This is a genomic window from Caballeronia pedi (assembly GCF_001544915.2).
In the GTDB taxonomy this organism is placed as follows: domain Bacteria; phylum Pseudomonadota; class Gammaproteobacteria; order Burkholderiales; family Burkholderiaceae; genus Caballeronia; species Caballeronia pedi.
Map to the genome: position 1 here is coordinate 30,563 of NZ_FCOE02000012.1, position 24,359 is coordinate 54,921.

Annotated in this window: 24 protein-coding genes; 12 read left to right on the forward strand and 12 right to left on the reverse strand. The window is 63.0% G+C overall.

Annotation, left to right across the window (positions count from 1 at the left end; all coding sequences use genetic code 11):
* Positions 1–123 precede the first annotated feature (123 nt).
* The 4 genes from AWB80_RS19280 (at position 124) to AWB80_RS19295 (ending at position 4,020) form a co-directional block, all read left to right on the forward strand.
* Positions 124–1,245: a porin gene (locus AWB80_RS19280; protein ID WP_061176270.1), complete on the forward strand. Its 1,122-nt coding sequence runs from the start codon at positions 124–126 to the stop codon at positions 1,243–1,245.
* Between the two features lie 55 nt (positions 1,246–1,300).
* Positions 1,301–2,272, forward strand: coding sequence for a quinone oxidoreductase family protein (locus AWB80_RS19285; RefSeq protein ID WP_061176271.1), 972 nt, complete (start codon positions 1,301–1,303; stop codon positions 2,270–2,272).
* On the forward strand, positions 2,269–2,850 hold the full coding sequence (locus AWB80_RS19290) for an RBBP9/YdeN family alpha/beta hydrolase (RefSeq protein ID WP_244206603.1): 582 nt from the start codon (positions 2,269–2,271) through the stop codon (positions 2,848–2,850). Before AWB80_RS19285 ends, AWB80_RS19290 begins: the two co-directional genes overlap by 4 nt.
* A gap of 111 nt (positions 2,851–2,961) precedes the next feature.
* A complete protein-coding gene (locus tag AWB80_RS19295; RefSeq protein WP_061176272.1) occupies positions 2,962–4,020 on the forward strand; it encodes a beta-keto acid cleavage family enzyme in 1,059 nt (352 codons plus the stop codon).
* A 95-nt stretch (positions 4,021–4,115) separates the two neighbouring features.
* Here the strand turns inward: AWB80_RS19295 and AWB80_RS19300 are convergent, their stop codons facing one another.
* The 4 genes from AWB80_RS19300 to glaH form a co-directional block, all read right to left on the reverse strand.
* Complete coding sequence (locus AWB80_RS19300) at positions 4,116–4,958, reverse strand: TauD/TfdA dioxygenase family protein (protein ID WP_061176406.1); 843 nt, start codon at positions 4,956–4,958, stop codon at positions 4,116–4,118.
* Between the two features lie 91 nt (positions 4,959–5,049).
* A complete protein-coding gene (pcaF, locus tag AWB80_RS19305) occupies positions 5,050–6,258 on the reverse strand; it encodes a 3-oxoadipyl-CoA thiolase (RefSeq protein WP_061176273.1) in 1,209 nt (402 codons plus the stop codon).
* A gap of 29 nt (positions 6,259–6,287) precedes the next feature.
* Positions 6,288–7,538: an L-2-hydroxyglutarate oxidase gene (gene lhgO / locus AWB80_RS19310; RefSeq protein ID WP_061176274.1), complete on the reverse strand. Its 1,251-nt coding sequence runs from the start codon at positions 7,536–7,538 to the stop codon at positions 6,288–6,290.
* Positions 7,535–8,455, reverse strand: a complete 921-nt coding sequence (glaH, locus tag AWB80_RS19315) for a glutarate dioxygenase GlaH (protein WP_061176407.1) — start codon at positions 8,453–8,455, stop codon at positions 7,535–7,537. Before glaH ends, lhgO begins: the two co-directional genes overlap by 4 nt.
* Positions 8,456–8,550: 95 nt before the next feature.
* Here glaH and AWB80_RS19320 point away from each other — a divergent pair, with 95 nt between their 5' ends.
* The gene (locus AWB80_RS19320) at positions 8,551–9,453 is read left to right on the forward strand and encodes a LysR family transcriptional regulator (RefSeq protein WP_061176275.1); all 903 of its coding nucleotides are present in this window, start codon (positions 8,551–8,553) and stop codon (positions 9,451–9,453) included.
* A gap of 90 nt (positions 9,454–9,543) precedes the next feature.
* Complete coding sequence (locus tag AWB80_RS19325; RefSeq protein WP_061176276.1) at positions 9,544–10,113, forward strand: sugar O-acetyltransferase; 570 nt, start codon at positions 9,544–9,546, stop codon at positions 10,111–10,113.
* Here the strand turns inward: AWB80_RS19325 and AWB80_RS19330 are convergent.
* The 7 genes from AWB80_RS19330 to AWB80_RS19360 form a co-directional block, all read right to left on the reverse strand.
* On the reverse strand, positions 10,104–11,069 hold the full coding sequence (locus AWB80_RS19330) for a DUF1177 domain-containing protein (RefSeq protein WP_061176277.1): 966 nt from the start codon (positions 11,067–11,069) through the stop codon (positions 10,104–10,106). The two genes, AWB80_RS19325 and AWB80_RS19330, sit on opposite strands and share 10 nt — an antisense overlap.
* 64 nt (positions 11,070–11,133) lie before the next feature.
* Positions 11,134–12,279 carry a porin gene (locus AWB80_RS19335; RefSeq protein ID WP_425266869.1) on the reverse strand — a complete coding sequence of 382 codons (1,146 nt, stop codon included), beginning with the start codon at positions 12,277–12,279 and terminating at the stop codon, positions 11,134–11,136.
* A gap of 61 nt (positions 12,280–12,340) precedes the next feature.
* Positions 12,341–13,096, reverse strand: coding sequence for a dipeptidase PepE (gene pepE, locus AWB80_RS19340; RefSeq protein WP_061176279.1), 756 nt, complete (start codon positions 13,094–13,096; stop codon positions 12,341–12,343).
* 33 nt (positions 13,097–13,129) lie between these two features.
* Positions 13,130–14,314: an aminotransferase class V-fold PLP-dependent enzyme gene (locus tag AWB80_RS19345; RefSeq protein ID WP_061176280.1), complete on the reverse strand. Its 1,185-nt coding sequence runs from the start codon at positions 14,312–14,314 to the stop codon at positions 13,130–13,132.
* A 33-nt stretch (positions 14,315–14,347) separates the two neighbouring features.
* Entirely contained in the window at positions 14,348–15,928 is a 1,581-nt protein-coding gene (locus AWB80_RS19350; RefSeq protein WP_061176408.1) for an OPT/YSL family transporter, read from the reverse strand.
* Between the two features lie 109 nt (positions 15,929–16,037).
* A complete protein-coding gene (locus AWB80_RS19355) occupies positions 16,038–16,766 on the reverse strand; it encodes an IclR family transcriptional regulator (protein WP_061176281.1) in 729 nt (242 codons plus the stop codon).
* Between the two features lie 219 nt (positions 16,767–16,985).
* Positions 16,986–18,518 carry an alkaline phosphatase family protein gene (locus AWB80_RS19360; protein ID WP_244206604.1) on the reverse strand — a complete coding sequence of 511 codons (1,533 nt, stop codon included), beginning with the start codon at positions 18,516–18,518 and terminating at the stop codon, positions 16,986–16,988.
* Between AWB80_RS19360 and AWB80_RS44940 the strand changes: the two genes are divergently transcribed.
* The 6 genes from AWB80_RS44940 (at position 18,492) to AWB80_RS19385 (ending at position 22,851) form a co-directional block, all read left to right on the forward strand.
* Positions 18,492–18,944, forward strand: coding sequence for a hypothetical protein (locus AWB80_RS44940; protein WP_244206607.1), 453 nt, complete (start codon positions 18,492–18,494; stop codon positions 18,942–18,944). The genes AWB80_RS19360 and AWB80_RS44940 overlap by 27 nt on opposite strands.
* Before the next feature lie 52 nt (positions 18,945–18,996).
* On the forward strand, positions 18,997–19,674 hold the full coding sequence (locus AWB80_RS19365; protein WP_061176283.1) for a heavy metal response regulator transcription factor: 678 nt from the start codon (positions 18,997–18,999) through the stop codon (positions 19,672–19,674).
* Entirely contained in the window at positions 19,674–21,110 is a 1,437-nt protein-coding gene (locus AWB80_RS19370; protein ID WP_061176409.1) for a heavy metal sensor histidine kinase, read from the forward strand. The genes AWB80_RS19365 and AWB80_RS19370 overlap by 1 nt, the downstream gene beginning before the upstream one ends.
* A 182-nt stretch (positions 21,111–21,292) precedes the next feature.
* The gene (locus AWB80_RS19375) at positions 21,293–21,565 is read left to right on the forward strand and encodes a DUF4148 domain-containing protein (RefSeq protein ID WP_061176284.1); all 273 of its coding nucleotides are present in this window, start codon (positions 21,293–21,295) and stop codon (positions 21,563–21,565) included.
* A gap of 67 nt (positions 21,566–21,632) precedes the next feature.
* Positions 21,633–21,902 (forward strand): DUF4148 domain-containing protein, encoded by a 270-nt coding sequence (locus tag AWB80_RS19380; RefSeq protein ID WP_061176410.1) that lies wholly within the window; start codon positions 21,633–21,635, stop codon positions 21,900–21,902.
* A 118-nt stretch (positions 21,903–22,020) separates the two neighbouring features.
* Positions 22,021–22,851: an FTR1 family iron permease gene (locus AWB80_RS19385; protein ID WP_061176285.1), complete on the forward strand. Its 831-nt coding sequence runs from the start codon at positions 22,021–22,023 to the stop codon at positions 22,849–22,851.
* Between the two features lie 69 nt (positions 22,852–22,920).
* Here AWB80_RS19385 and AWB80_RS19390 read toward each other — a convergent pair whose 3' ends face one another.
* Complete coding sequence (locus AWB80_RS19390) at positions 22,921–24,348, reverse strand: efflux transporter outer membrane subunit (protein WP_061176286.1); 1,428 nt, start codon at positions 24,346–24,348, stop codon at positions 22,921–22,923.
* Positions 24,349–24,359 lie beyond the last annotated feature (11 nt).

A 24,359-nucleotide genomic window follows, 5' to 3' on the forward strand; every position in this document is an offset into this window, starting at 1 on the left:
TGCGTGTCCTCGCGCGCCGATCCTCGACGTCGCCGGGGCACGCATGGGAATCGTGGTTGAACAGCCGCGCAGATCACATCAATAACGATTCGGTATGCACAATAAATAACGAGCGGAGACGAAATGAGGAAAGCACGACTTGCGATTGCTGTGATGGCGCCATTGGCGTGTGCACCTGCATTCGCGCAAAGTTCGGTCACGTTATATGGAATCGTCGATACAGGCGTCGAATATCTGACGCACGCGACGCCGACCGGCGGATCGGTTGCGCGCATGCCGGTGATCGGCGGCGGAGACCTGCCTTCGCGATGGGGTCTGAAGGGATCGGAAGATCTGGGCCGAGGACTGAAAGCGATTTTCACGCTGGAAAATGGCTTCTCTCTCTCCAACGGCGCGCTGCAGCAAGCCGGTCGTCTATTCGGGCGTCAGGCTTATGTCGGCTTGAAGAACGGCTGGGGACAGCTTACCTTCGGGCGCCAGTACAGCATGCAGACATGGGCGATGTCCGACGCGAACATCGTCGGTCCGGCCGGCATCGGGAGTCTGGGATCGCTCGACAGCGCGTTGCTGGCCGACCGGTTCGACAATGCCGTCGCCTATATGGGCACGTTCTACGGATTCACCATCGGCGCAAGCTATTCATTCGGCCGCGATGCATCGACGGCCGGCAATTGCGGCGGTCAGGTTGCAGGCGACTTCGTGGCCTGCCGCGGCTTGTCCGCCATGATCAAGTACGACGCGAGCAACTGGGGCGTCGCGACGTCCTTCGAAGAGCTGAGGGGCGGGCAGGGCTCCGCGCCGAATACGGTCGTGCCGGGCGCGCCCGGTGTCGCGTTCACGAACTCCGGCGATACCGATCGCCGCTATCAGGTGAACGGTCATCTCACCGTCGGACCGGTGCGTTTGGGCATGGGCTGGATACATCGCCTCCTGCACGGCGACGTGCGTTCGGTCAAGACGGATGTCGAATACCTCGGCGCGTCGGTTCTTTATGGCGCGTGGCAGTTCGACGCCCAGCTTTCGCACATCGGCAACGCCGCCGACGACGCCGATGGCACGCTCGGCATGCTCAGGGCGAACTACTTCCTGAGCAAGCGCACGTCGGTGTACGGCGTCGCGGGGTATATGAAAAATCATGGCAAGGGCGCGATCTACTCGGTATCGGCGGGCACCGCTGTTCCTGCCGCGCCGTTCGGAGGCTCGAATCAGATGGGCTTCGAACTCGGCATTCGTCAGATGTTCTGACGATCCCTACATCGCTTCGCACCATCCCGGAATCATTCACCAAGGAAAGTTGAACATGGCAAAAGCGATTCGCTTTGATGAAATCGGTGGCCCCGAGGTCCTTCGTCTCGAAACCGTTGCGGTCGGCGAACCCGGCCCTGGCGAGGCGCGCGTGCGTCACACCTTCGTGGCGGTGAATTTCATCGACATCTATTTCCGCACGGGGCAATATCCGCTTGCGCTGCCCAATGGCCTCGGCTCCGATGCGGTAGGCGTGGTCGAAGCCGTCGGCGATGGCGTCGAAGATATCAAGGTGGGCGACCGCGTCGGCTATCTGCTGGGGCCGCAGGGCGCTTATTCGGACGTCCGCGTGATGCCCGCTGCAGTGCTGATTCCCTTGCCCGATGGCATCAGCGACAAAACGGCCGCGACGCTGATCATGAAGGGCATGACTGCGCAGTACCTGTTTCGCCAGGTCTACCCGCTCAAGGGTCACGAGACCATTCTGTATCACGCTGCCGCGGGCGGGGTCGGACTCATCGCCTGTCAGTGGGCGCGCGCGTTGGGCGTCACGATGATCGGCACGGTCAGCTCGGATGCAAAGGCCGAAGTGGCAAGGGCGAATGGCTGCACGCATACCATCGTGACGTCGCGGGAAAACATCGCCGAGCGCGTGCGCGAGCTCACCGATGGCAAGGGCGTCGAAGTGGTATTCGATTCGGTGGGCAAGGACACGCTGGAGGCGTCGCTGGACAGCCTGCAGGTGCGCGGCACCCTGGTAAGCAATGGCACGTCGTCCGGTCCCGTGCAGATCGACACGCGCGTACTGGCTCGCAAGGGATCGCTCTGGGTGACGCGTCCCGCGATGGTGCATTACGCGACGCCGCGCTCGCACATGCTGTCGATGGCTCGCGAGCTTTTCGATCTCGTGCTGGCCGGCAAGATCAAGAGCGAACCCGGACAGATGTTCGCGCTCGATCAAGCCGCCGATGCACATCGCGCGCTCGAATCGCGCAAGACGGTGGGTTCCACGGTGCTCGTGCCGTGACGGCGCAGACAGACATCATATCGGCGACCGTGCTCATCGTTCCGGGCTTGCGCGAACACGTGGCGGACCATTGGCAGACGCTGCTCGCGCGGAAGCTGCCGCGCGTGCGAAGCGTCGCGCCGCTCGAGCATGACAAGCTTAGTTGCGCTGAACGCGTTGCTGCGATCGATCGAGCGCTGGCATCGATCGACGGTCCGGTCATCGTCGTCGCGCACAGTGCGGGCGTGATGATGCTCGCGCATTGGGCGAGCCGCTGCAAATCGCGGGCGATTCACGGTGCGTTGCTCGCGGCGCCAGCCGATCTCGAAACGCCCATGCCGCCCGGCTATCCGACGATCGACGCATTGGACGCACACGGATGGTTGCCGGTTCCGCGTGACGTCCTGCCATTTCCGAGCATCGTCGCGGGCAGCAGCAACGACCCTTTGACGGGGCTGGATCGCGCCCGCGAATTTGCGCGGTCGTGGGGAAGCCGCTTCGTCGAGCTCGGCGATGTCGGTCATCTGAATCCTGCGTCGGGTCATGGCGAATGGCCCATGGCCGAGGAATTCATCAGCCAGCTTGCCACGCCGCGCTAGCGTCACGCGCCGTGCCGCATCGTCCACGTCCGCTCGCCACGGCGGACGCAATCAACCCCTTTGCGCTGTCTACCTGTCGCAAGGGAATCTGCCTCTCACCTGAAAATCAACATGAATTTTCTCGACGGTCATCTCTTTCCCGAAAACCAGCAACCGCTGATCATCACGGCCGCGCCGTATGCGCCCGGTTGGTTGCCCGGCGACTTCCCCGAAGACATTCCGGTCACGATGGACGACCAGATTCAGAAAGCGGTGGACTGCTACAACGCGGGCGCCACCGTATTGCATCTGCACGTGCGCGAACTGGACGGCAAGGGCAGCAAGCGGCTGTCCATGTTCAATCAGTTGATCGCAGGCGTGCGCAAGGCAGTGCCCGAAATGATCATCCAGGTCGGCGGTTCGATTTCGTTCGCGCCCGAGGATGAAGGGCAGGCCGCCAAATGGCTGTCCGACGATACGCGCCACATGCTGGCCGAACTCGAACCGAAGCCGGATCAGGTGACAGTGACAGTGAATACGTCGCAGATGAACGTCACCGATCAGGCCGAAGACGCGGACTTCAAAGGCACGTCGCGCGAGCAGCCCGCGCTGTTCAATGCGTACAAGGAAATGACCGTTCCCGCGCAGCCCGGATGGGTCGAGGAACACGTGCGGCGTCTGACGGCCAAGGGCATCCAGAGTGCCTTCCAGTGCTACAACCTCAACAGTTTCGAGTCGGTCGAGCGACTGATGCGACGCGGCTTCTACAAAGGCCCGCTGGTGATGAACTGGGTCGCGATTGCCGGCGGCATGGATACGCCGAACGTCTACAGCCTCGCCAACTTCATTCGTGCGGTTCCCGATGGCGCGGTGGTCACGGTGGAAAGCAACGTGCGCAACGTGTTGCCGGTGAACATGTGGGGCATCTCCATGGGCTTGCATGTGCGCTGCGGTACGGAAGATTGCCTCTGGAATCAGTCGCGCACGGAGAAGATGAGTACCGTGAAGCAGATCGAGCAACTGGTGCGCATGTCGCGGGAATTCGGCCGTGAGATCGCGACGGCGCGGCAGGCGCGCGAGATCTCGCGCATCGGCGTGTTCTACGAAACCGTTGAAGAATCCCTGCAAGCCAACGGTTTCGCGCCGAATCGCAACGGCGGCAATCAGGGGTTCCTGCGCAAAACCGCCTGAGGCCGCGAGCGAAATAGAAAGAACACGGCCAGCGGTATCCGATGAATTAACCGGATACGCTGGCCGCGTTGCTGTTCAGGACGCGCCGCGACGCTTCAATAAGGCCTTTCACCGATGATGCCCGCGCGTTCCATCTTGCGAGGAGCCGGCCAGTAGTCCATGACTGCGTAGTGTTGAGTGGAGCGATTGTCCCAGACGGCGATGCTGTTCGGCTTCCATCTGAAGCGTACCTGATACTCGGGGATCAGCGCCTGGCTTTGCAGATAGTTGAGCAGAAGGCTCGCGCCCGGTGTCTTGTCGAGGCCGTAGCGGACATTCTCGGGCGTATGGAAGTTGACGAAGTGCGTCGTGAAACTTCCCACGTACAGGACTTTCTCGCCGGTTTCCGGGTGCGTGCGCACGACGGGATGCTCCACGTCCGGATTTTGCGCAGCGAGCTTCCTGCGTTCGTCGGGATCCATCGCGGCACCGAACGAATGCTCGATGCTGCTCTTCGCCCGAAGGCCCGCGATGCGATGCTTGATCTCTTCCGGCAACTGCCTGTAGGCCTCGACCATATTGACCCAGATCGTGTCGCCGCCTGTTTCTGGACATTCGATGCAGCGAAGCACGGCGCCCATGGAAGGCTCCGGCCGCCACAGACCGTCGGTGTGAAAGTTGTTTTCGTAGGGGTTTTTCGCATCCGATCGATAAATCCGCACGAGCCCCGGATGCTCCGGATCGCTTCCCGCAACCGGATGATCTTCGAGATCGCCGAACTTGCGGGCGAACGCGACATGTTCCTCGCGGGAGATGTTCTGGTCGCGGAAGAAGAGCACGCGATGCTGCAGCAACAGCGCCTTGATCTCCGCAAACAAGGACGCATCGCGCGATGCGTCGCCCAGGCTGACGCCTGACAGTTCAGCGCCGATGCAGGCGGTGAGCTTTTCAATCTTGATCATCTGCATGTCTCCTAGTTTTCTGACGGCGTTTCCATCATAGACGCTCACGTTATTCATGTCGACATAAATAACGTAGCAACATGGAGGACTATGCCACCACGCGCTCCAGGGCGATCGCAATGCCTTGCCCGACGCCGATGCACATCGTGCAAAGCGCGTAACGGGCGCGGGATCGTTCGAGCTGATACGTCGCCGTCGCGATGAGCCGCGCGCCGCTCATGCCGAGCGGATGGCCCAGCGCGATGGCGCCGCCGTTCGGATTCACGCGTTCGTCGTCGGGTTGCAGTCCGAGCATGCGCAGCACGGCGATGCCTTGCGAAGCGAATGCCTCGTTCAATTCGATGACGCCGAAGTCGGCCATCTCCATGCCGAGCCTCGCGAGCAGCTTGCGCGTGGCGGGCGCCGGTCCGATGCCCATGATGCGCGGCGCGACACCCGCCGTTGCCATGCCGAGAACGCGCGCCTTCGGCCGCAGTCCATGACGCGCTGCCGCGGCTTGACTGGCGAGCAGCAAGGCCGCTGCGCCGTCGTTGACGCCCGACGCATTGCCCGCGGTGACGGTGCCGTCAGGCCGGACCACGCCTTTCAGACGGCCGAGCGCCTCAAGGCTCGTTTGCCGCGGATGCTCGTCCTTGTCCACCACGAGCGCTTCGCCCTTCCTTTGCGCGATCGCCACGGGCTCGATTTCCGTTACGAAGACGCCGTCGCGCTGTGCGCGCAGTGCCTTCTCCTGACTTCGAAGCGCGAACAGATCCTGTTCGTGCCGGCTGACGCCGAACTCCTGCGCGACGTTCTCGGCTGTTTCAGGCATCGAGTCGATGCCGTATTGCTCGCGCAGAAGCGGATTGACGAGACGCCAACCGATCGTGGTGTCGTAGATCTGGGCGTCGCGTGAGAACGGCGTCGCGGCCTTGGGCACGATGAACGGCGCGCGGCTCATGCTCTCCACGCCGCCGGCGATGATCAGCTCCGCTTCCGAGCACGCGATGGCCCGCGCGGCCGTGCCAACGGCATCCATGCCCGAGCCGCACAGCCGGTTGATCGTCGCGCCTGGCGCCGAGTCCGGCAAGCCGGCGAGCAGCGCGCTCATGCGCGCGACGTTACGGTTGTCTTCGCCGGCCTGGTTCGCGCAGCCGTACAGGACATCGTCGAGCGCATGCCAGTCGACATCGGCGTTGCGCCGCATGAGCGCGCGAAGTGGAATTGCACCGAGATCGTCCGTGCGCACGGACGAAAGCGCGCCGCCATAGCGCCCGATGGGTGTGCGAACGGCGTCGCAAATGAATACGTCTTGCATGAGTTTCCTTGTATCGACAGACTTGAGCGTTACGCAGCGACTGCGGGTCGCGGCGCGAAATCGAATGCCTTGGCGAAGGCGTCGACGAGATGTTCGCCGATGGGAAGCGCCGAGGTCGCGGCAGGGGACGGGGCATTGCAGACATGCAGGCTTCGCTTCGAAGGACGAATCAGGAAGTCATGAATCAATGCGCCTCTTGATGACACGGCCTGCGCACGAACGCCCGCGGGATAAGGTTCGAGGTCTTCGAGCGTAAGCTCGGGACAATACTTGCGGCACTGCGCGAGATAGCCGCGCTTCCAGAGCGAATTGCGCATCTCCGAGATGCCCGACGGACCGTAGGTCCTGAGCATCTTCCAGAATCCGCCGAAGGACGCCATCTCGGCGAGATCGGAGACGTCGATGTCGCGCCAGCGATAGCCTTCGCGCGCCATCGCGAGCACCGCGTTCGGGCCCACGGTCACGTAGCCGCCGATCATGCGCGTCAGGTGCACGCCGAGGAACGGCAGCGCGGGGTCTGGCACCGGATACACGAGATGCCGCACGATATCGTTCTTCGATGCGGGCAGCCGGTAGTACTCGCCGCGAAACGGCACGATGCGGAAGTCGACGTCGAGCTTGCACATGCGCGCGAGGCGATCGGCCATGAGGCCCGCGCAGACGATCGCGTGCTTCGCGCGAAAGCGTCCGCTCGCGGTCGTCACGACGACGCCGTCGTCATCCTCGCTCATGCCGACGACTCGCTGGCCGAGCATGATCTCGACGCCGTTCTCCTGCGCGACGCGCGCCATGACCCGCGTGATGGCGGGATAATCGGCGATGCCGCTCGACGCGACGCGTATCGCCGCTTCGCCCACGATGCGCGGCTCCTCGCGCGTCAGTTCGTTCTGGTCGAGCCATTGCGGCTCCAACTGATTCTGGCGGCATCGTTCGAACAGATCCTTGAGCCGTTCGACTTCGATCCTGTTCGTCGCGACGATGAGCTTGCCGCACTGCTCGAAGCGGATGTCGTGGCGGCGCGAAAACGCATAGGTCGCGGCAGCGCCGCGACGGCAGAACTCCGCCTTCAGACTGCCGGGCGCGTAATAGACGCCAGCGTGGATCACGCCGCTGTTATGGCCGGACTGATGCACGGCGAGCGCGTCCTCCTTTTCGAGCACAATCACCTTGAGCGCGGGATAGCGCTGCGTGAGCTGCATCGCGGTGGACGCGCCGATGATGCCGCCGCCGATCACGATCACGTCCGCGTCGGCATCGCGGAAGGAGACGCGGGCGGTCATTGGGCAAAGGTCCCGCGCTGGCGCATCAATTCACGATGCAGTTGCGGATGCCTCTCGAACGGCGCGCGTCCATGCAGCCAGAAATAGTTATTGGCGACGATCAGCTCGCCCACGGGCAACGAGATTTCGCGCGTCGCGGCTGACGTTTCCATCGAATTCGACATGGCATGCAGGAAGCGCGCCTCGGCGAGCGTGCGCGGCTGCACGAACTGGTCGATGAAGGCCATCGACAGACCGAATTCCGAATGGAAGAAGAGCGGGCGCTCGACCGCAGCGCTGACGTTCTTCGAACCGGGCGCCTTGTAGACGAACGGCAGCGCGCCCATCGGATCGAGCGCGAACTGGTCGCGTTCGGTCCAGTCGTCGAGATGCATGAGACGCGATTCGCCGCCGCGCGCGTTGGTCTCGTCGAACTTCATCATGAGCAGCCAGTGCGTCTCCTCCTCGACGTAGGTGCCGTCCGTGTGAAGCGAGAACAGGCGATAGGCCTGGCGCAGGTAGGAATCGCTCGCATCGGTGTCTTTTACGAGGAAGCGGGCATAGTAGGTTCCCGACATCGCGTCGTGATTGCCCGGTCCGAGCAGATGCGCGACGGCCGTGCCGAAGCGGACGAAATCGTCGCTATCGGACGTCACGCCTTGCACGCCGGTCGTGAACCCACCGCTCGAGCGATCGCGCGCGATCTGCGTGAGCGTCGGACCGAGCGCGCCACCGAACGCGCGGTCCAGTTCGTGCGCCAGCATGAAGCGCATGAAGGGCACGTATTGCAGGTTCTGTACATCGACATCCTTCACGGCTTCGAAAAAGCGCGTGAGCCCGTCCTCGTCGAGTTCGATGCGGCGCAGACGATCGTGCTGCGGATGGGCGTGAATGCGGAAATGCGTCTGGACGACGCTGGCTTCGACGGGCGCGTTCATCAATTGCTCCATGTGAGAGATGCCGCTATTTCACGTCGATACTGTGTTCGGTTAAACTGCCAGGAACCTCATTTTTAATCTGGAAAGTCGATTAAATGGATAGCCGCCTGTTGAAGGCTTTCGTGGCGCTGGCCGAGGATCTTCACTTCGCGCGGACGGCGGACCGGCTGAACGTCGCGCAGTCCGTGCTCAGCGATCAACTGAAGAAGCTCGAGACTGCGCTCGGCGTCAGGCTGCTGAACCGCAACAAGCGTTCGGCCGTCACCCTGACGGACGCGGGCGCGGTATTTCTCCGGGAAGCGGTGCTGGCGCTTCGCCAGCTCGAACGCGCCGAGTCGGTCGGCAAGCTCGCGGCGCGAGGGGAAATCGGCAACGTTTCGCTGGGCTACATCGGTTCCGCCGTCTCCACGGGCCTGCTGCCGGCGGCGCTCAAGCGCTTTCGCGTGAATTGTCCTCATGTCGACATGGAGATCACGGCCATGGAGACGCCGCGGCAGCTCGAATGTCTGTATGACGGCCGGCTCGATGCCGGGTTTCTGCGTTCCAGATCGCGGTATCCGGACGGCGTCGCGGCGACCGTCGTGAAGCGCGAGCCGCTGATGATCGCGCTGGCGTCGGATCATCCGCTCGCGGCGTCCGGGATCGTGCGTCCGCAGGCATTGCGCGACGCCGCGTTCATCGTTCCGCAGTTCAGCGAGAGCGAAGGCTTCGCGGAGAACCTGTCGAATCTCGGCCGGCTCGGCGGCTTCGACGCTTCGCCGCGCCATCGCGTCGCCGATTTCATGACGGCGCTTTGCATGGCCGCGGCGGGCTACGGGGTCGTGCTGGTTCCGGAATCGATGAAGTCGCTCGCGCCGGCTGATGTCGCGTTCCTGCGGGTTGCGGGTTATCACGAGGAAGCCGAACTCGCCATCGCTTACCGGACGCGGGAGAATGCGCCATCGGTGAAGCGATTCGTCGAGACCACAGTCGCGCTGTTCGCGGGCGTCGGCGTCTGATGAATTCGTTGCATGGCCTCAGTCCGAACGTTTGAGCATTCGATGGGTCAGACGCCATGTACCCGGAGCGGGATCACTGGAGAGCGGATCATGAGCAGAACCGAGAAAGAAAAGATGCTTGCCGGAGAACTGTACACGGCTAACTCGCCTGAGATTCAGGCCGATCAGGCTGCAGCGCGGGCATGGATGGCGCGCTTCAACGGCGCCATCGACATGCCGCTCTCCGAGCGATATTCGCTCTTGCAAGAGCGACTCGCCACGATTGGAACGGACTCCATGATCCGGCCGCCGTTTCATTGTGATTATGGCTTCAACATCAGTCTGGGCGCCGGGGTGTTCCTCAATTACAACTGCATCATTCTCGACGTCGTTCAGGTCGAGATCGGCGACATGACGCAGATTGCAACCGGCGTGCAGATTCTGACCGCCGATCATCCCCGCGATCCGGCCGTTCGCGCGGCCGGCCTGGAATTCGGGCGCCCGGTGCGGATCGGGCGTAACGTGTGGATCGGCGCGGGCGCGATCATTCTGCCGGGCGTGACGATTGGCGACGACGCATTGATCGGCGCAGGCAGCATCGTCACGCGCGACGTGCCAGCGGGCGCCACTGCTGTCGGCAATCCTGCGCGCGTGCGTCCGGCTGCGAAGGATCAGGCGTGAACCGCTTTTCCACGCCCCTGAAACGCGGTCAAATCCGGGTACATGCTGCGAATCTTTTGCCACTCGCTGGCATCGAAGAATTCGCACGCACTGCCGGTATAACGTTTTGCGACTTCGGTCGTGAAGCGCACTGCTTCCGCAAGATCGACTTCGTGACTGGCGCTTGAATCGCTGCCGCCCACCACCGATCGCGCGGTGATCGCCACGCCGACCACGGGTTTGTCGGTGGCAACGTGCGGCTGCATGATGCTGTTGAAATGGGACAGCCCGTTGTCATAGGGCGTGATGTCCTGCAGCGAAATCGGGAACGTAACAGCCGGTTGCCCTGTGGTCGATTCCATGATCGTCACGAGATCGGGCGCCATGCGCAGGATGTAGCCCTGCATCGCGGTCGGCGACAGCGCGAAGCCACGATGCTTGACGATGCGGTTGCCCTTGGACGCGTCGAGCGACAGAATCGCATCCATCTCCGCCGACACCTCGTATTCGTTCATCGTGGCCGAGGAGACGGGCATTCCCATGAACGGCACGCCGTTGTTCTCGCTCATGGGTGCGTCGGTCGACAGGTGAGTCGTCACGATCACGTCGCCGGGCAGCGCGTCGCCGTTCGCTTTCATGTGCGCGAGCTTGAGCGCTGCGGCAAGGGCACCGATCGGGCCGTCCGCGTCCGATACCATGCCGAGCTTCGCCGGCCGCGCGCCGATCGCGCCATTCCTGCCGATCACGCCGAGCGTGCGTGCCTGGCCACCAGCCTTTTTGCCGTGCGTGCCCGGAATCACGATCGTGATGAAGTCGGTGCTTTTCGCGGGATTGCCGGGCGGTTCGTTTTTGACGGACCTGACTTCCACCGTTACGCCGTGGCCGGCATAGGGCTCGAAAATCTCGGCGATGGAGTGACCAGTAACGGTAGCGCTGTCGAGCGCGTCGAAGATGACGAGGGTCTGTTTCAATGCCATGTGAAGTACCTCAATAGAGAACTGACGCGGCGCCCATTGGGCCGCATCGATAGTTTGTTGGGAGTCAGAACAAATGCCGAAGACCGAGCATGACGGAGAGTTGCTCGCTGCGGCCGTTGAGGGTGGCGCCCTTGGCCGCCGATGCATTCGTGGTCGTGTTACCGAACAGCCCCGACCATCCGCCACTCGTCCACTCGTAGGCGGTGGCCAGATAGACATCGGTGCGCTTGCTCAGGCTGTAGTCCGCTACGCCGTAGGTGGTCGTGCGAGTGCCATCGAAGCCGTCGGCGTGGGTGCGGTCTTGCATCCCGCCGATGGTGAAGAGCCAGCTCGGCGTGGCGCGGTAGCTTGCGCCGAGCGTGAAGAAATCGTCGCTGCGCCGCTGGTTGAACACCGAGTTGATCGCGACAGCCGCGGTCGGTGAGCCCGAGGCCATGCTGGTGATGGACGCCGTATCGGTGCCGCCGTTGGACGAATCGAAGCCCGCGTCGCGATTGCTATGCAGGTAGTTCGCATACAGACTCGCATTGCCGATCGTCGCCTTGACACCGCCGAGATAAATGCGCGCACGACGGCTCTGCGTGTCGTTCGTCTGTTGCGCGTCACCGATCAGGGTAATCGGTCCGGACGCGTATTTGACGCCGAGCGACATCGACGAACGCGCGCGCGTTTCGCCGGCAATGCCGCCTGCCGCGAATTCCGCGATCACCTGCATCGGCCCCCACGCGCCGGTGTAGCTGATCGCGTTGTCGTAGCGCTGGCCAACCAGATACACCTGCCACGAGTTGCTCGGTGCGGCGCCGACGCCCAGCGGATCGACGTAGTACAGCATGGTATTCGCGGTGGTGTACTGACGTCCGAGCGCGAGGTCGCCCCAGCGCTCACGGCCAAGCTTGACGAACGCCTGGCGTCCGAATAGCTGTCCTTGCTGATCCAGTTTGCCGGTATTCGCAAGAAAGCCGTTTTCGAGCGTGAAGCCGGCCCGCCAGCCGTCGCCGAGCGACTCGTCACCTTTCAGCCCGAAGCGGCTGCCCGAGAGAAAGCCCTCGTTGCCCTGCTGCAACCCGATCGTCGAATCGCCGGACGGGTTAGTGTGCGTCTGATAGCTCAATGCAACGTCCATGACGCCGTACAGCGTCACGCTCGATTGGGCCTGCGCGCCAGCCGCGAAGCCCGTAAGCACGGCGAGCGCAATGATCTTTGTCTTCAATTTAGACATCCTAATCGTTAACGGCAAAAATTGCCGCCTCTGAAAGAAAGGCGGCGGGCAATCAACGCCGGAACATCGGCCACTGATCGATATCCGACGGACCCGTGATCGAGCTCAACGGGAAGGTCGCGTGTTCGCCCAACGTCTCGACCTGAGTCTTGCTGACGAAATGCAGCGCGCCGCGTTCGCCGAGGACCGTGCCGGTGGCGCCGTCGGACAGCAATGCGGAGCCTTCCGGCAACGCGAATACCTGTTCCGGCGCATTGATGTCAAGGAACTCGGCAAGCCGTTCCTCACGGCTCTCGCCGTTGTGCCCGGCCGGCTTGCCGCTGATGAAATGCGGGTTGATCTGAAACGGCACGAGCCCGAGCGCGCGCAGCGTCGGCGGCTGCACGATCGGCATATCGTTGGTGGTGCGGATCGTGGGGCACGCAACGTTGCTTCCCGCGCTCCAGCCGATGTACGGGGTGCCAGCCGCGACCTTCGCGCGGATCGCATCGACGATGCCCGCGTCATACATGCGCTTGAGAAGCGCGAACGTATTGCCGCCGCCGACAGCGATGGCCTGCGCCGCCTCGATCGCAGCCAGCGGGTCCGCGCTGTGATGAATCGATTCGAGCGCGTAGCCGAGACGTTCGAACACCGGCTTGACGATTGCCTCGTAGCTCTCGAAGCTGAAGGTCACGCCCGCGAACGGCACGAAAAGCACCTTGCGAGGTTCGTGCTGGAGGAGCGCGTGGATCTGCGCGGTGGCGTGTTCGAGATAACCGAGCTGGTCCTTTCGGGAGCTGCTCATCAGCAGGATGCGTTGGGTCATGGCGTATTCCTTGATCGAATCGGATGCCGGCGCTCAGGCGAGCGTCGTGCGGATGATTTGCACGACGCGGTCGATCTCGTCGTGCGTATTGAAGTAGTGCAGCGACACGCGGGCCATCGTGCTCACGCCGTATCGCGCGAGGATCGTGTCGGCCATGAAGCCGCCTGCCTCGATGATGCAGTGCTGCGCCTCCAGCGCCGACACCAGCGTGGCAGGGTCGACACCGCGCAGGTTGAACGGCACGATGCCGATGCGTTGCGCGACATCCGTTGGCCCGTAAAGCTCGAAGCCGGGCAGCGTCGAGAACCGGTCGACCGCGTATGCAGTCAAGTCCCGCACGCGTTCGGCGATCGCATCGATGCCGATTTCCCGGGCGTAACGCACCGCCGCGCCGAGCGCGAGAATGGCCGGCACGACGGGGCATCCGGCTTCGAAGCGGCGCGCGCCCGCCACGAACGAGAGCGCGCCCGTCGTGCGGTCGTATGCGCCGTTCCACCAGCCCGCGAGCACCGGCTCCAGCTTGTCGATAAGCGCCTCCCGCACGTAAAGGAAGCCCGAGCCTTCAGTCGCGCGCAGTGCCTTGCGCCCACATGCCGCGAGAAAGTCGCAGTCGAGCTGCGCGACGCTGACCGGCAACATGCCGACGCTCTGCGATGCATTCACGAGCGACATCACGCCGTGCTCGCGCGCTACCTTGCAGATGCTCGCGGCGGGCTGAACCGCGCCGGTCGAATTCGGCACGTGAGAGAACGTGACGAGCCGCGTGCGTGGCGTGATGGCGTCGGCGAACGATTCCGGCGCGAGCATGCCAGCCGCGTCAGCCGCGATCATCTTCACCACTACGCCGTGCGTGTGTTCCAGGCGGCGCCAGGGCAGCAGGTTGCTGAGCATTTCGGTATCGGCGACGAGAATCTCGTCGCCCGGTTGCCAGCGAATGCCGTGCGCGACGAGCGAGATGGCTTCCGTCGCGTTCTTGGTGAAGGCGATCTCATGCGGGCCCGCCTCGATGAACGCGGCGAGCTCGCCGCGCACGGCGTCCACGCGGGCATAGGTTTCCTTGCGGAACGAGGGCAGGTAGATGCCCACGTGCCCCGTGTCGAGCAGATAGCGACGCGCTTCTTCGAGCACGGAATCGGGCGGCAGGGACGCGGCGGCCGTGTCCATGTAGACGGTGGTGGCGGTCAGCGGCGTGGCTGCGCGGATGGCTTCGATATTCATGCTGTGTTTCAAGTCCAGAAGAAGGGAAGCGGATTACTTGTGCAGACGGCTGACGGAACCGCCGAAGCTGAACAGGGCGTCTCCGGCGATCACGCCGCCCGCGAACGCGCTCATCTCGGCGGTATGGCGCTCGCCGCGAAGGCGCGTGACGACGAAGCGGATCGCGAGTCCGGCAAGCACGGCCCAGCCAGCAAGCGGGGAAGCGATCAGCATGCCGGTCGACAGAAGAATGCCGAGTTGGCGCTTCGCGCCGCCGAGCAATTGCAGGAGCGCGCCCGGAATCGCCCAGATGGCCAGATTGCGTGCGATTTCCATCGACGAGCCGGCCTTGACCGACGCCGCATAAACGCGGTCGACCGGCGGCACCATGTTGCGCGAGAAGAAGTGATCGTGAAACACGATCACGACGATCGCCGCGACGATGAAGCCTGCCATCGCAGCAATGAGCTGCTGCCGGCGCCCTGCCAGTTCGGCGTCCATGTCGCGGCCTTCGCCGCGCAGCAGATAGCCGGTCTTGAGGTCGTAGCCCATGTCCGCGAACGCCGGGCCCGTCGCGGCCGAGAAGCCGGCCAGCACGGCCAGCGCCGAGGGCGGAAAGCCGATCACGATGCCGATCGTCAACGTGATGAGCGCGACGGCGAACGCCGGGAACCAGCCTGAATGCATCGCCGCGATGCCGACGATCAGTTCGTGCGCGTAAGCGGCGAGCGCGGCGTAAATGATGAAGCCGACCAGCATCCCCGGCGACAACTCGGTGATGTGACCTGCAAGCACCGAGATCAATAGCGCGACGAGCATATAGGCGATGAATCCGCCGGACAGCACGCGCGTTGCGCGCGCGCCCGACATTTCCAGATTGCGCGGATCGGCGTCGTTGCTCGAACGCGAGCGGTGAATCTCGCGCGCCACCTGAAACAGCGCGACGATGCCCGCGCCGATCATCAGCCCGTGCGGAATGTAGGCCGCCGCGATGTCGACATGGAGGAGCGGAACCGAATAGCCGCGAATGAGCAGACCCAGGCCGAACATCGTCAGCGCAGCGAGATTACCGAGGAAGGCCGCGCCGAAGGCGGACATCGGCACGCCGATGATCGCGCCGGCCACGCCAGCCGCAACGCCGAGTCCGAGGAAGGCGGCCTTGCGGCCACCCTGATCGCCGGCCCAGATGGCTTCGGCGGTCGCGACGCCTGCCGGCCACGTACCCGTCGCCGGAAAGATCTTGCTGCCGAAGAGGTGATAAAGCATCGCGCCATCGACGAGCATCGCCGCAATGGCGCCGATAAGCATCGGCGTGACGAGCTCGGGCATGCCCATCGCGAACGGCACGCCGAGCGGGATCATCAGCGAATTGGCGGCGCCGAAGGTAGCCGACGAAATGGCCGTCTGCACGAGGTTTTGTCGTTCGAGCACCCGAAAGCGGCGCGTGACCTGCAGCGGAATGCGCGAGAACACGATCGCGATCAACGCGCCGATGATCGACGTGTTTGCCGATATGCCGAGCGAAACGATGAGCTGCATGCCGATGATCGCGCCGAGCACCGAGAGGCCCATCGACACGACCAGCAACAGAGGCTCGAAGAAGGACACGCGCGGGCGCGGCGCGTCTGCTGGCATGGATGTGTCGAAATCGGCAGGCATGTCGATTGATCCTTTCATGATGTCGTGTCTCCGCCGGCTCGAGTGGCGCGGCTCAGGGAATAAGTTTGATGAGTCGTCGGAAGGGTCAACCGGTCAGCCCGACCACGGGCTCGATCGTTTCGCGGGTCTTCTTCAGGGCTTCGATGAGTCGCGGGATGGCCTCGCCATCCAGCCGCTGGACCGGCCCGGCGATGCCCAGCGATCCGATGACGCTGCGGCGGTCGCGAGACCATAGCGGGACGGCAAGCCCGGCGACCGTCGCGGCCGCCTCTTCCCGGGTGTGGCACCAGCCGTCCGCCCGCACCTTGGCGAGTTGTTCTTCCAGCTTCGCGTCGCCTGCGGTTTGTGTGTGTTGATAGATCGTGGCGCGGAACGCATCGGGCTGGAAAGCCAGGATTGCCTTTGCGTGAGCGCCGGCGACAAGCGCGAACCGTTGACCCAGTTCGATCGAGAAGCGCAACTGCTGCTGACTCTGCGCCATGTCGGTGCAAACCGCGTCGGTGCCGTCGAGTAATGAAAGGAACACGGTTTCGCCGCTCGTCTGGGCCAGCGCATCGAGCGCGGGTTGCACGACGTCGGACGGTGCGAAGGTACGGTGCGCGACCTGACCAAGCTCGAACAGCCGCAAGCTCAGCGAATATCTGCCGGCGCTGTCCTGCCTCAAAAAGCCATTCTCCGCGAACGACGCAAGCACGCGATGAACCACGGCGTAGTGGACGCCGGTAGCTTTCGCTAGTTCTCTGACGCCCCACGAGGGTTCCTGAAGTGTGAATCGGGTAAGCAAGGCCAATGCGCTATCGAGTGTTTTGAGCATTTCTTTGTCTCTCTATGAGAGACAGTGTCTCTCTTTGAAAAAATGATATTTGCGATGGGTGGGTTTAGTCAATCAAGGGTTTACGCGACGGAAAGGTCGGGTAACGTGTCGCTACAAGCTCCGCGACCAAAAAAAATGCCCGTCCATCCGGGCGGGCAAATCGAAAGGGCGACAGCAATTGGTGGCGGGAGCGCGCCAGCTCCCGGCGCGTGCGCGCGACTAGAAGCGCTCGCCGTCGAAACCGGGCAACGCTTGCGTGCCTTCGATCTCGACGGAATGCAGGCGTCTGGCGTTCACGCCCAGAAGCCTGAGCATGGTCGGCGCGACCTGCGTGGTCAGCACACGTTCATCGACGGTGCGACCCGCGTGCTTCATGCCGGGCGCGTACACGATCAGGCCGAGGTGGCCGTCATCTGGCGCGTTGCCGCCGTGCTCTTCATCCTTCGACGCGCTCGACGTGTAGATCACGCCCGGATTCGGCTGCACGATGATGTCCGGCGTGCGACCCTGTTTCGGATCGCCGAACGCGGCTGCGATGCGCGGACCGTAAAGCAGATAGGCATACGGTCCGTCCGCGCAGATGCCCGGCGCGTTACAGCTCAGATTGTCCTTGAGCGACTTGACCACCTGCGCAAGCTGATGCTGATCGCGCAGCCAGATGAGACTGACGTCGTCGCTCTGGACGAAGCCGGTGTCGGCCAGCCCGCTGCCGTCGTTCAGGTTGCCGGTCTTCGTCGCGTTCTGGCCGTAGTTGCCCTTCGGATCGAGATAGTTGTTCGCCTGAAGCAGCGCCGCGACGGTATCGCCGTTCTTGACGAGCTTGCTGTGATCGGTCGGCGACTGGCCGTGCTTGGCCGTCACGATGATCGAGGTGGACCGATACAGGCCGCGCTGTTTCAGCTCCGACACGATACGCCCAAGGGATGCGTCGACATAAGCGATCGCTGCGCTCACCTGCGGACCCGGCGTGAAGCTGGCGTCGAGATAGCCGCCGTTCGTCGCCACTGTGGCCTTCTGCGCGACGCTCAGCGTCTGGAAGTTCGCGCCGAAGAGGGTCGGCACGCCAGGCGAGGCATCGCCTGTCGAACTCTTGCCGTCGATCTGATTGACGAGCGCCTGCACATGGAGATCGTCGAAAACTTCGGTATGCGTGTAGATATCCGTGTAGTTCGAGTTCGTCTTCGGGTCGATGGCGTTGATCTCGGTACGCATCAGATCGTCGACGCCCGCGCCCGACGGTCCGTTCAGCCAGTCGTAGCCCCACGCGTGTTTGTCGGCCCATGCCGTGCGCGCTTGCGGCACGCTCGCCTTGACGACTTCGAAGACGGTATTGGTCTTCACATAATCGTGCGGATAAACGGGCTTGCAGACGCCATCGACTTTCGCATGTGGAATCGCCTGCGGATTGAATGCGCCGCCGCCGTCGAGATGTGTGAGCGCTCCGCCGTTCTGGCCATCGATGCCGGTGGTTTCGTCGAAGACTACATTCCAGCCCTGCGCGCCGCTGCAGTTGGCATCGGACGGTGCGTACAGGGTGCGGTCGTACGACACATCGTAGAAGAGTCCGGTCGTCTTGGGCGAGCCACCGGTCACGAGTGCGGCGAGACCCGGAAAGGAATCGGACAGCCCTGGCGTGTGAGCGTTCGTGTAAGTGACGCCGTCCTTCGCGAGCAGCGCGATGTTGGGACACGCATTGGACGCCACGCAGCGCGCGACGTCCTGTTCGTGCAGACCGTCGAAGCTGATGAGCAATACATGCCTGGCGACAGCGCGGTCGTCATGATCCGGACGGCGATGATCACGGTCGTCCGCCTTCGCATGCGACGCGTGACAAGCAACCACCGCGAGAATCGCGCCGAGGAAAGGGTTTTGCGCGAGGGTGCGCCTGTTCGTCTTCTTCATGTCTCACCTTTTTGTCAATTGATGAACCTCTTTTCAGAGGCCTATCAATTTGCGGTGCGATTGGGGCGTGTCCATGAACAAGCGCTTTCGATTGACTGTCTTCTGCGTACTTTATTTTCGTTGATTGCAGGCTTTGTTAAGGATGTCATAAGGATCGGTGTGCGTCGCAGGATGAGCCCGACCATCGCCGGGGCTTTTTCTCCGTCCGGATTTGCAGGAAAACCCGTCCTCGCTGAACCATCCCCAGATAACAGATTTGTAATTCAGCTTGCGTGAGGCGCGCGTAAAATTGCCTGCAGACGAACTTTGAGCAAACGGAACGGCCACGATGCGGGTACTCATTGTCGAAGACGAGCAGAAGGCGGGCGCCTACATCAAAAAGGGCCTCGAGGAAGCGGGTTACCTTGTCGACGTCGTCGGCGATGGCGCCGAGGGCCTCATTCTCGCGAAAGAAGAGAACTACGATGTGATCGTTCTCGACGTCATGCTGCCCTCGATGGACGGCTGGTCCGTGGTCAAGAACCTGCGCGAGTCGAAGTCGACGCCCGTTCTATTTCTGACCGCCCGCGACGACGTTTCCGACCGCGTGCGCGGCCTGGAACTGGGTGCCGACGACTATCTGGTCAAGCCCTTCGCCTTCGTCGAACTGCTCGCCCGGGTGCGCTCGCTTGCGCGCCGCGGTCCCCCTCGGGAAAGCGACCTCATCGTTCTCGGAGATCTGGAAATCGACGTCACGCGGCGGCGCGTCAAGCGCGCGGGCAAGCGCATCGACCTCACGCCGCGCGAATTCGCGTTGCTGCAACTGCTCGCCAGGCGGCACGGCGAAGTATTGAGCCGCACGCAGATAGCGTCATACGTCTGGGACATGAACTTCGACAGCGATACCAATGTCGTGGAAGTCGCCATTCGAAGACTGCGCGCGAAGATCGACGACGAATTCGCCACCAAACTGATTCAGACCGTTCGCGGTGTGGGTTACGTCATCGCGCTGGAAGACTCTGCGTGATCAGACCACGTTCGCTTACCACCACACTTGCTCTGGCGTTCGCGGCGACCACACTGGCGGTATTCGGGCTGGTCGGCACGTTCGTCTACTTTGCGCTGGAACAGCAGGTCAAGGTTCAGGATGATCTCGATATCGTTCTCGCGGCCCGGCATACACGCCGCCTCGCCGACGAATTGACCGACTACGGGGATATTCTGCAGCATCAGGAACGACTCGAAAGCCAGGTGCTCGGAAACGAAGCACTATCGCTGCGAATCCTGGACTCGGCCGGAAAGACGCTCGTGCAACACAACGTCAATCCAGCGATCGCCGCACTGGAGCGTCCGGCCGCCGCGGTGCCCGCCAACGCACAGATCACGGAACGATCGATCCTGCCGCTCGCCACGGCCGCCGGCGAGCCGATTCGCGCGCTCGCGGTCGATGCCTTGCTGCAGAACGGAACGACTGCGACCATCGTCGTCATGCGCAACATGCATGACCGTTGGGTACTGCTGGATCGATACCGCGACAAGCTGAATGTGGCGGGCATGCTAGGCGTTCTGCTGGCGTTCTGCATCGGCTACTTTCTCGTGCGTCGTGCCATGCGGCCGGTGCGTGAAATGGCTACCGATGCGGCCAGCATCACCTCGGACAAGCTCCATACCCGAATCGAAATGTCGCGCATTCCCACCGAACTCGAACCGCTCGTCGTCTCGCTGAACGGGATGCTCGCCGGACTGGAGAGCAGCTTTCAACGACTCTCGCAGTTCACCGCCGATCTCGCACACGACATGCGTACGCCGCTGTCCAACATGCGTGGCGCGATGGAGGTGGCGCTCGCGCGGCCACGCCCCGTCGAGGAATATCAGGCGACACTCGAGTCCAGTCTCGAAGAGTGCGAGCGGCTTTCGCGGATGATCGAAAACGTGCTGTTTCTCGCGCGCGCCGAGCATCCGCAGTTTTCGAAGAACATGCGCGTCATCGACGGCGGCAAGGAATTGCAGCATATCGGCGATTACTTCGAGGGATTGGCGGACGATGCCGGTGTTCATATCGTCGTGTGCGGGTCCGCGACGTTGCGGGTCGACGTGGAACTCTTCAGGCGCGCGGTCAGCAACCTGCTCGCCAACGCCATGCGATTCACGCCGGCGCAAGGCGCGATCACGCTGTCGATCCACGACGCGGGAGACATGATCCGCGTATGCGTGGAGAACGAAGGCGCGCCCATTCATCCTTCCTTGCTCGAGCGGATTTTCGATCGCTTCTACCGGGCCGATCCATCGCGTGGTGCGTCAGGAACGGCTGCAGGATCGGCCGGACTCGGACTTGCGATCGTTCGCACCATCATGGACCTGCACGGCGGCCGCGCGCACGCCGAGAGCGATGCGCGCAGCACGCGGTTCATACTGACCTTCCCGGTGGTGGAAGCGCCTGGCTTGCCCGCGAGACAGGAATAAGCGATCCACAGGCCGCGGCGGTTTTGCGCCCTCAGATTTCAAACTTGTAACGTCACAGTCAGACTCTCGGCAGCGCTCCGAATCCAGAATGACTCCAGCGTCGGCATTCATTGAAGCCGGTGTCGGGAGGGTAAATTGCACTCGGGCAAGACCCTCGTCTTCTATTTCGGAGAGGGAACACCATGAAAGCCATGGCATGTGCGGTACTGGTAGCGAGCACATTGCTGCCGTTCAGCGCGTTCGCGCAAACCACGGGTAGCCAGGTGACACGCGCGGAAGTGCGCGCCGATCTCGCGCAGTTGGAAGCGGTCGGGTATCGGCCGAGCACGCATGACGCGGATTATCCCAATGCGCTCATGTCCGCCGAGGCGAAAGTCGCAGCGATGCAAGGTCACAACGGCGCGTATGGCGGCGATCAGGGCGGCGCGCATCAAACGGGCACCGCTGCGCAATAGCGTTTGAAGCGGCATCGCCGCGAAACTCAATTAATTTATTTACGTATTCCTAATGGATTTAAGGATCATGAAAAAGACTGCTATGTTTCTTCTCGCTTCATTGGCTATCGGTGTGGCGGGTCAGGCGTCCGCGCAGACCAGCGGATTGACGCGCGCCGAGGTCAGGCAACAACTGGTTCAAGCCGAAGCGCAGGGTCAGTTGCCGTCGAGCGGCGTCGACTATCCGCCGAGTTCAGCCGCCATGGCACGGAACAAGGCTGCCTTCCAGGCACGAGAGCAAGCGCATGCCTCGGCAACGGGTTACGGCGGCGCAACGGACGGTCAGACGTCGAACTGAACGCGGACGCGCGGGGAATCGCTTCATCGATAACGCCACGTCGCGTAAGCAAACGCTAAGCCTTTCTGCTTGCAATCTGTTTACGCTCGTAGCTTTTCCTCGTTTGCCAACCTCCGCCATGTTGCCCACCGCTCTGATTGTGTTTCGGGAAGTGCTCGAAGCATCGCTGATCATTTCCATCGTCCTTGCGGCGAGTAGAGGCGTCGCGGGACGTGGATGGTGGGTCGGCGGCGGACTGATTGGCGGTTTGGCCGGCGCGGCGCTGCTCGCGCTCTTCGCGGATGTGCTGTCGAATCTTGCATCAGGATTCGGACAGGAATACTTCAACGCCACCGTCATGTTCGTCGCGGTCGCGATGCTCGGATGGCACAGCATCTGGATGAGCCGGCATAGCCGCGAGATGGCGCGGCAGATCGCGGAAGTCGGAAAGGCGGTGGCCAGCGGAACCCGGCCGCTGGCGGGCCTTGCCATCGTGGTTGGGGCGGCCGTGCTGCGCGAGGGTGCCGAGGCCGTCCTGTTTCTCTACGGCGTGCTCGTCAGTTCGCCGGGTCAGAAGCCCGAAATGGCGCTTGGCGGGGTGCTTGGTCTCGCAGGTGGCGTATTCCTGGGCTATGCCATGTATGCGGGCCTGTTGCAGATTCCGCTGAAGCGTCTCTTCACCGTGACCAACGCGCTGATTGTCCTGCTTGCCGCGGGCATGGCAAGCCAGGGTATCGGCTTCCTCATCTCGGCCGATTTCGTGCCGACCTGGGGCGACGCCGTCTGGGACACCTCCGGCCTGCTCGACGAGACCTCGTTGATCGGCAAGATGCTGCATGCGCTCATCGGCTACACGGCGCGTCCTGCGGGTACGCAAATCGTCGCGTACGTTGCTACAGCCGTTACCATCGTCCTGCTGTCTCGCTTTGCGGCCGGGCGGGAAGCGCATGGGCACGCCGTGCCGCGCTGAGTTGTCCAGGGTGCGCCGGCATTTGTCGAAATGCCGGACTCTCGTGCCGCCTCAATCACAAGTCCGATATCACTGATCGGCGCTGACCCGCCAGTCGCCGCCCAACGCGACCAGCAGCCCCACGGAGGCGACGGCCCGACGCGCGTCGATCTGCTCGGCGGTGCGTTCGTTCGTGAGCGCAATGGTCTGTGCGGTCACGACATCCAGATAGCTCACCGCGCCAGCATCGAAACGATTCTTTACGAGCTTCAGGGAGAGCGCCGCCGCGTCCGAGGCGACGCGCTGACTGTGCGCTTCGTCGGCGAGTGCGTTCAGGGCTGTGAGGTTGTCCTCGACTTGCTGGAACGACGTCAGCACGGTCTGCCGATAATCCGCGACGTAGCCGTCATAGCGGGCATGCGCGCTTTCCAACGAAGCCTTCCGACGCCCGCCATCGAACAAGGTGCCCGCGAGCTGCGGACCGAGTGACCAGAAGAGACTCGGCGCGGTCAGCCAGGGCGCAAAGAAGCTCGACTCCAGACCTGCGCTCGCGCTCAGGATCAGGTTGGGGAAAAAAGCCGCGCGCGCTTCGCCGATTTGCGCGTTGGCGGCGAACACGCGGCGTTCGGCCGCGGCGATGTCCGGCCGCCGTTCGAGCAATTGCGAAGGCACGGCATGCGGAATGTCCGGCAACAGGAAGGTTTGCTTGCGCGCTGGAATCGAGAACGTCGAAGCCGGTTCGCCGATGAGCGTCGCGATCGCATGTTCGAGCATGGCGCGTTGAGACGCGGCCTCGGTTGCCTGCGTGCGCGTGCTTTCCAGTTGCGCCTGCGCCTGAGCGACCGCCGATGCGTCGATTGCGCCGCTGGCAAGTTGCCGCTTCAGCAGTTGCAGGGCAGCGTCGTAGGCAGTGACGGAATCGTCGAGAAGCTGCTTTTGTGTATCGAGCGAGCGGAGATTGAAGTAGTCCACCGCGAGCTGACTCGAGAGCGAGAGGCGCAATGCTTCGACATCGGCGGCGCTTGCCTCGGCGCTGGCTTGCGCGTCGAGGGTGGCATCGTGGATACGCCCGAAGAGATCCGGTTCCCAAGACGCGGATACGCCCGCCGAATAGTCGGAGATGGTCTGTCCCGCCAGCGATTTGCCGAGCAGGTTCTGCGAGGTGCGGTAGCGGCTCTGGGCAACGCCGACGCTCACCGTCGGCAAGAAGCCCGCGCGCTGATAGTCGACCATGGCGCGCGCTTCCTGCAACGAAGAGACGGCCTTCTTCAGCGTCTGATTCGAGACGTTCACGCGCGTTTCGAGCGCATCGAGCTGCGGGTCCTTGTATGCCGTCCACCATGGGCCGCGCGGTGTCGAATCGGCAGGTTGGGCAACGGACCATTGTGGTGAGCCCGCGAAATGCGCCGGAACTGCGACCTCGGGTTGATGGTACGGCGGCACCGTCGAGCAGGCGGCCAACGCCACGCAGACGAGGGCGGCGGCGCAACGGTGCAGGGCGAAAGGGATGCGATTCATTCTGTTTTCCT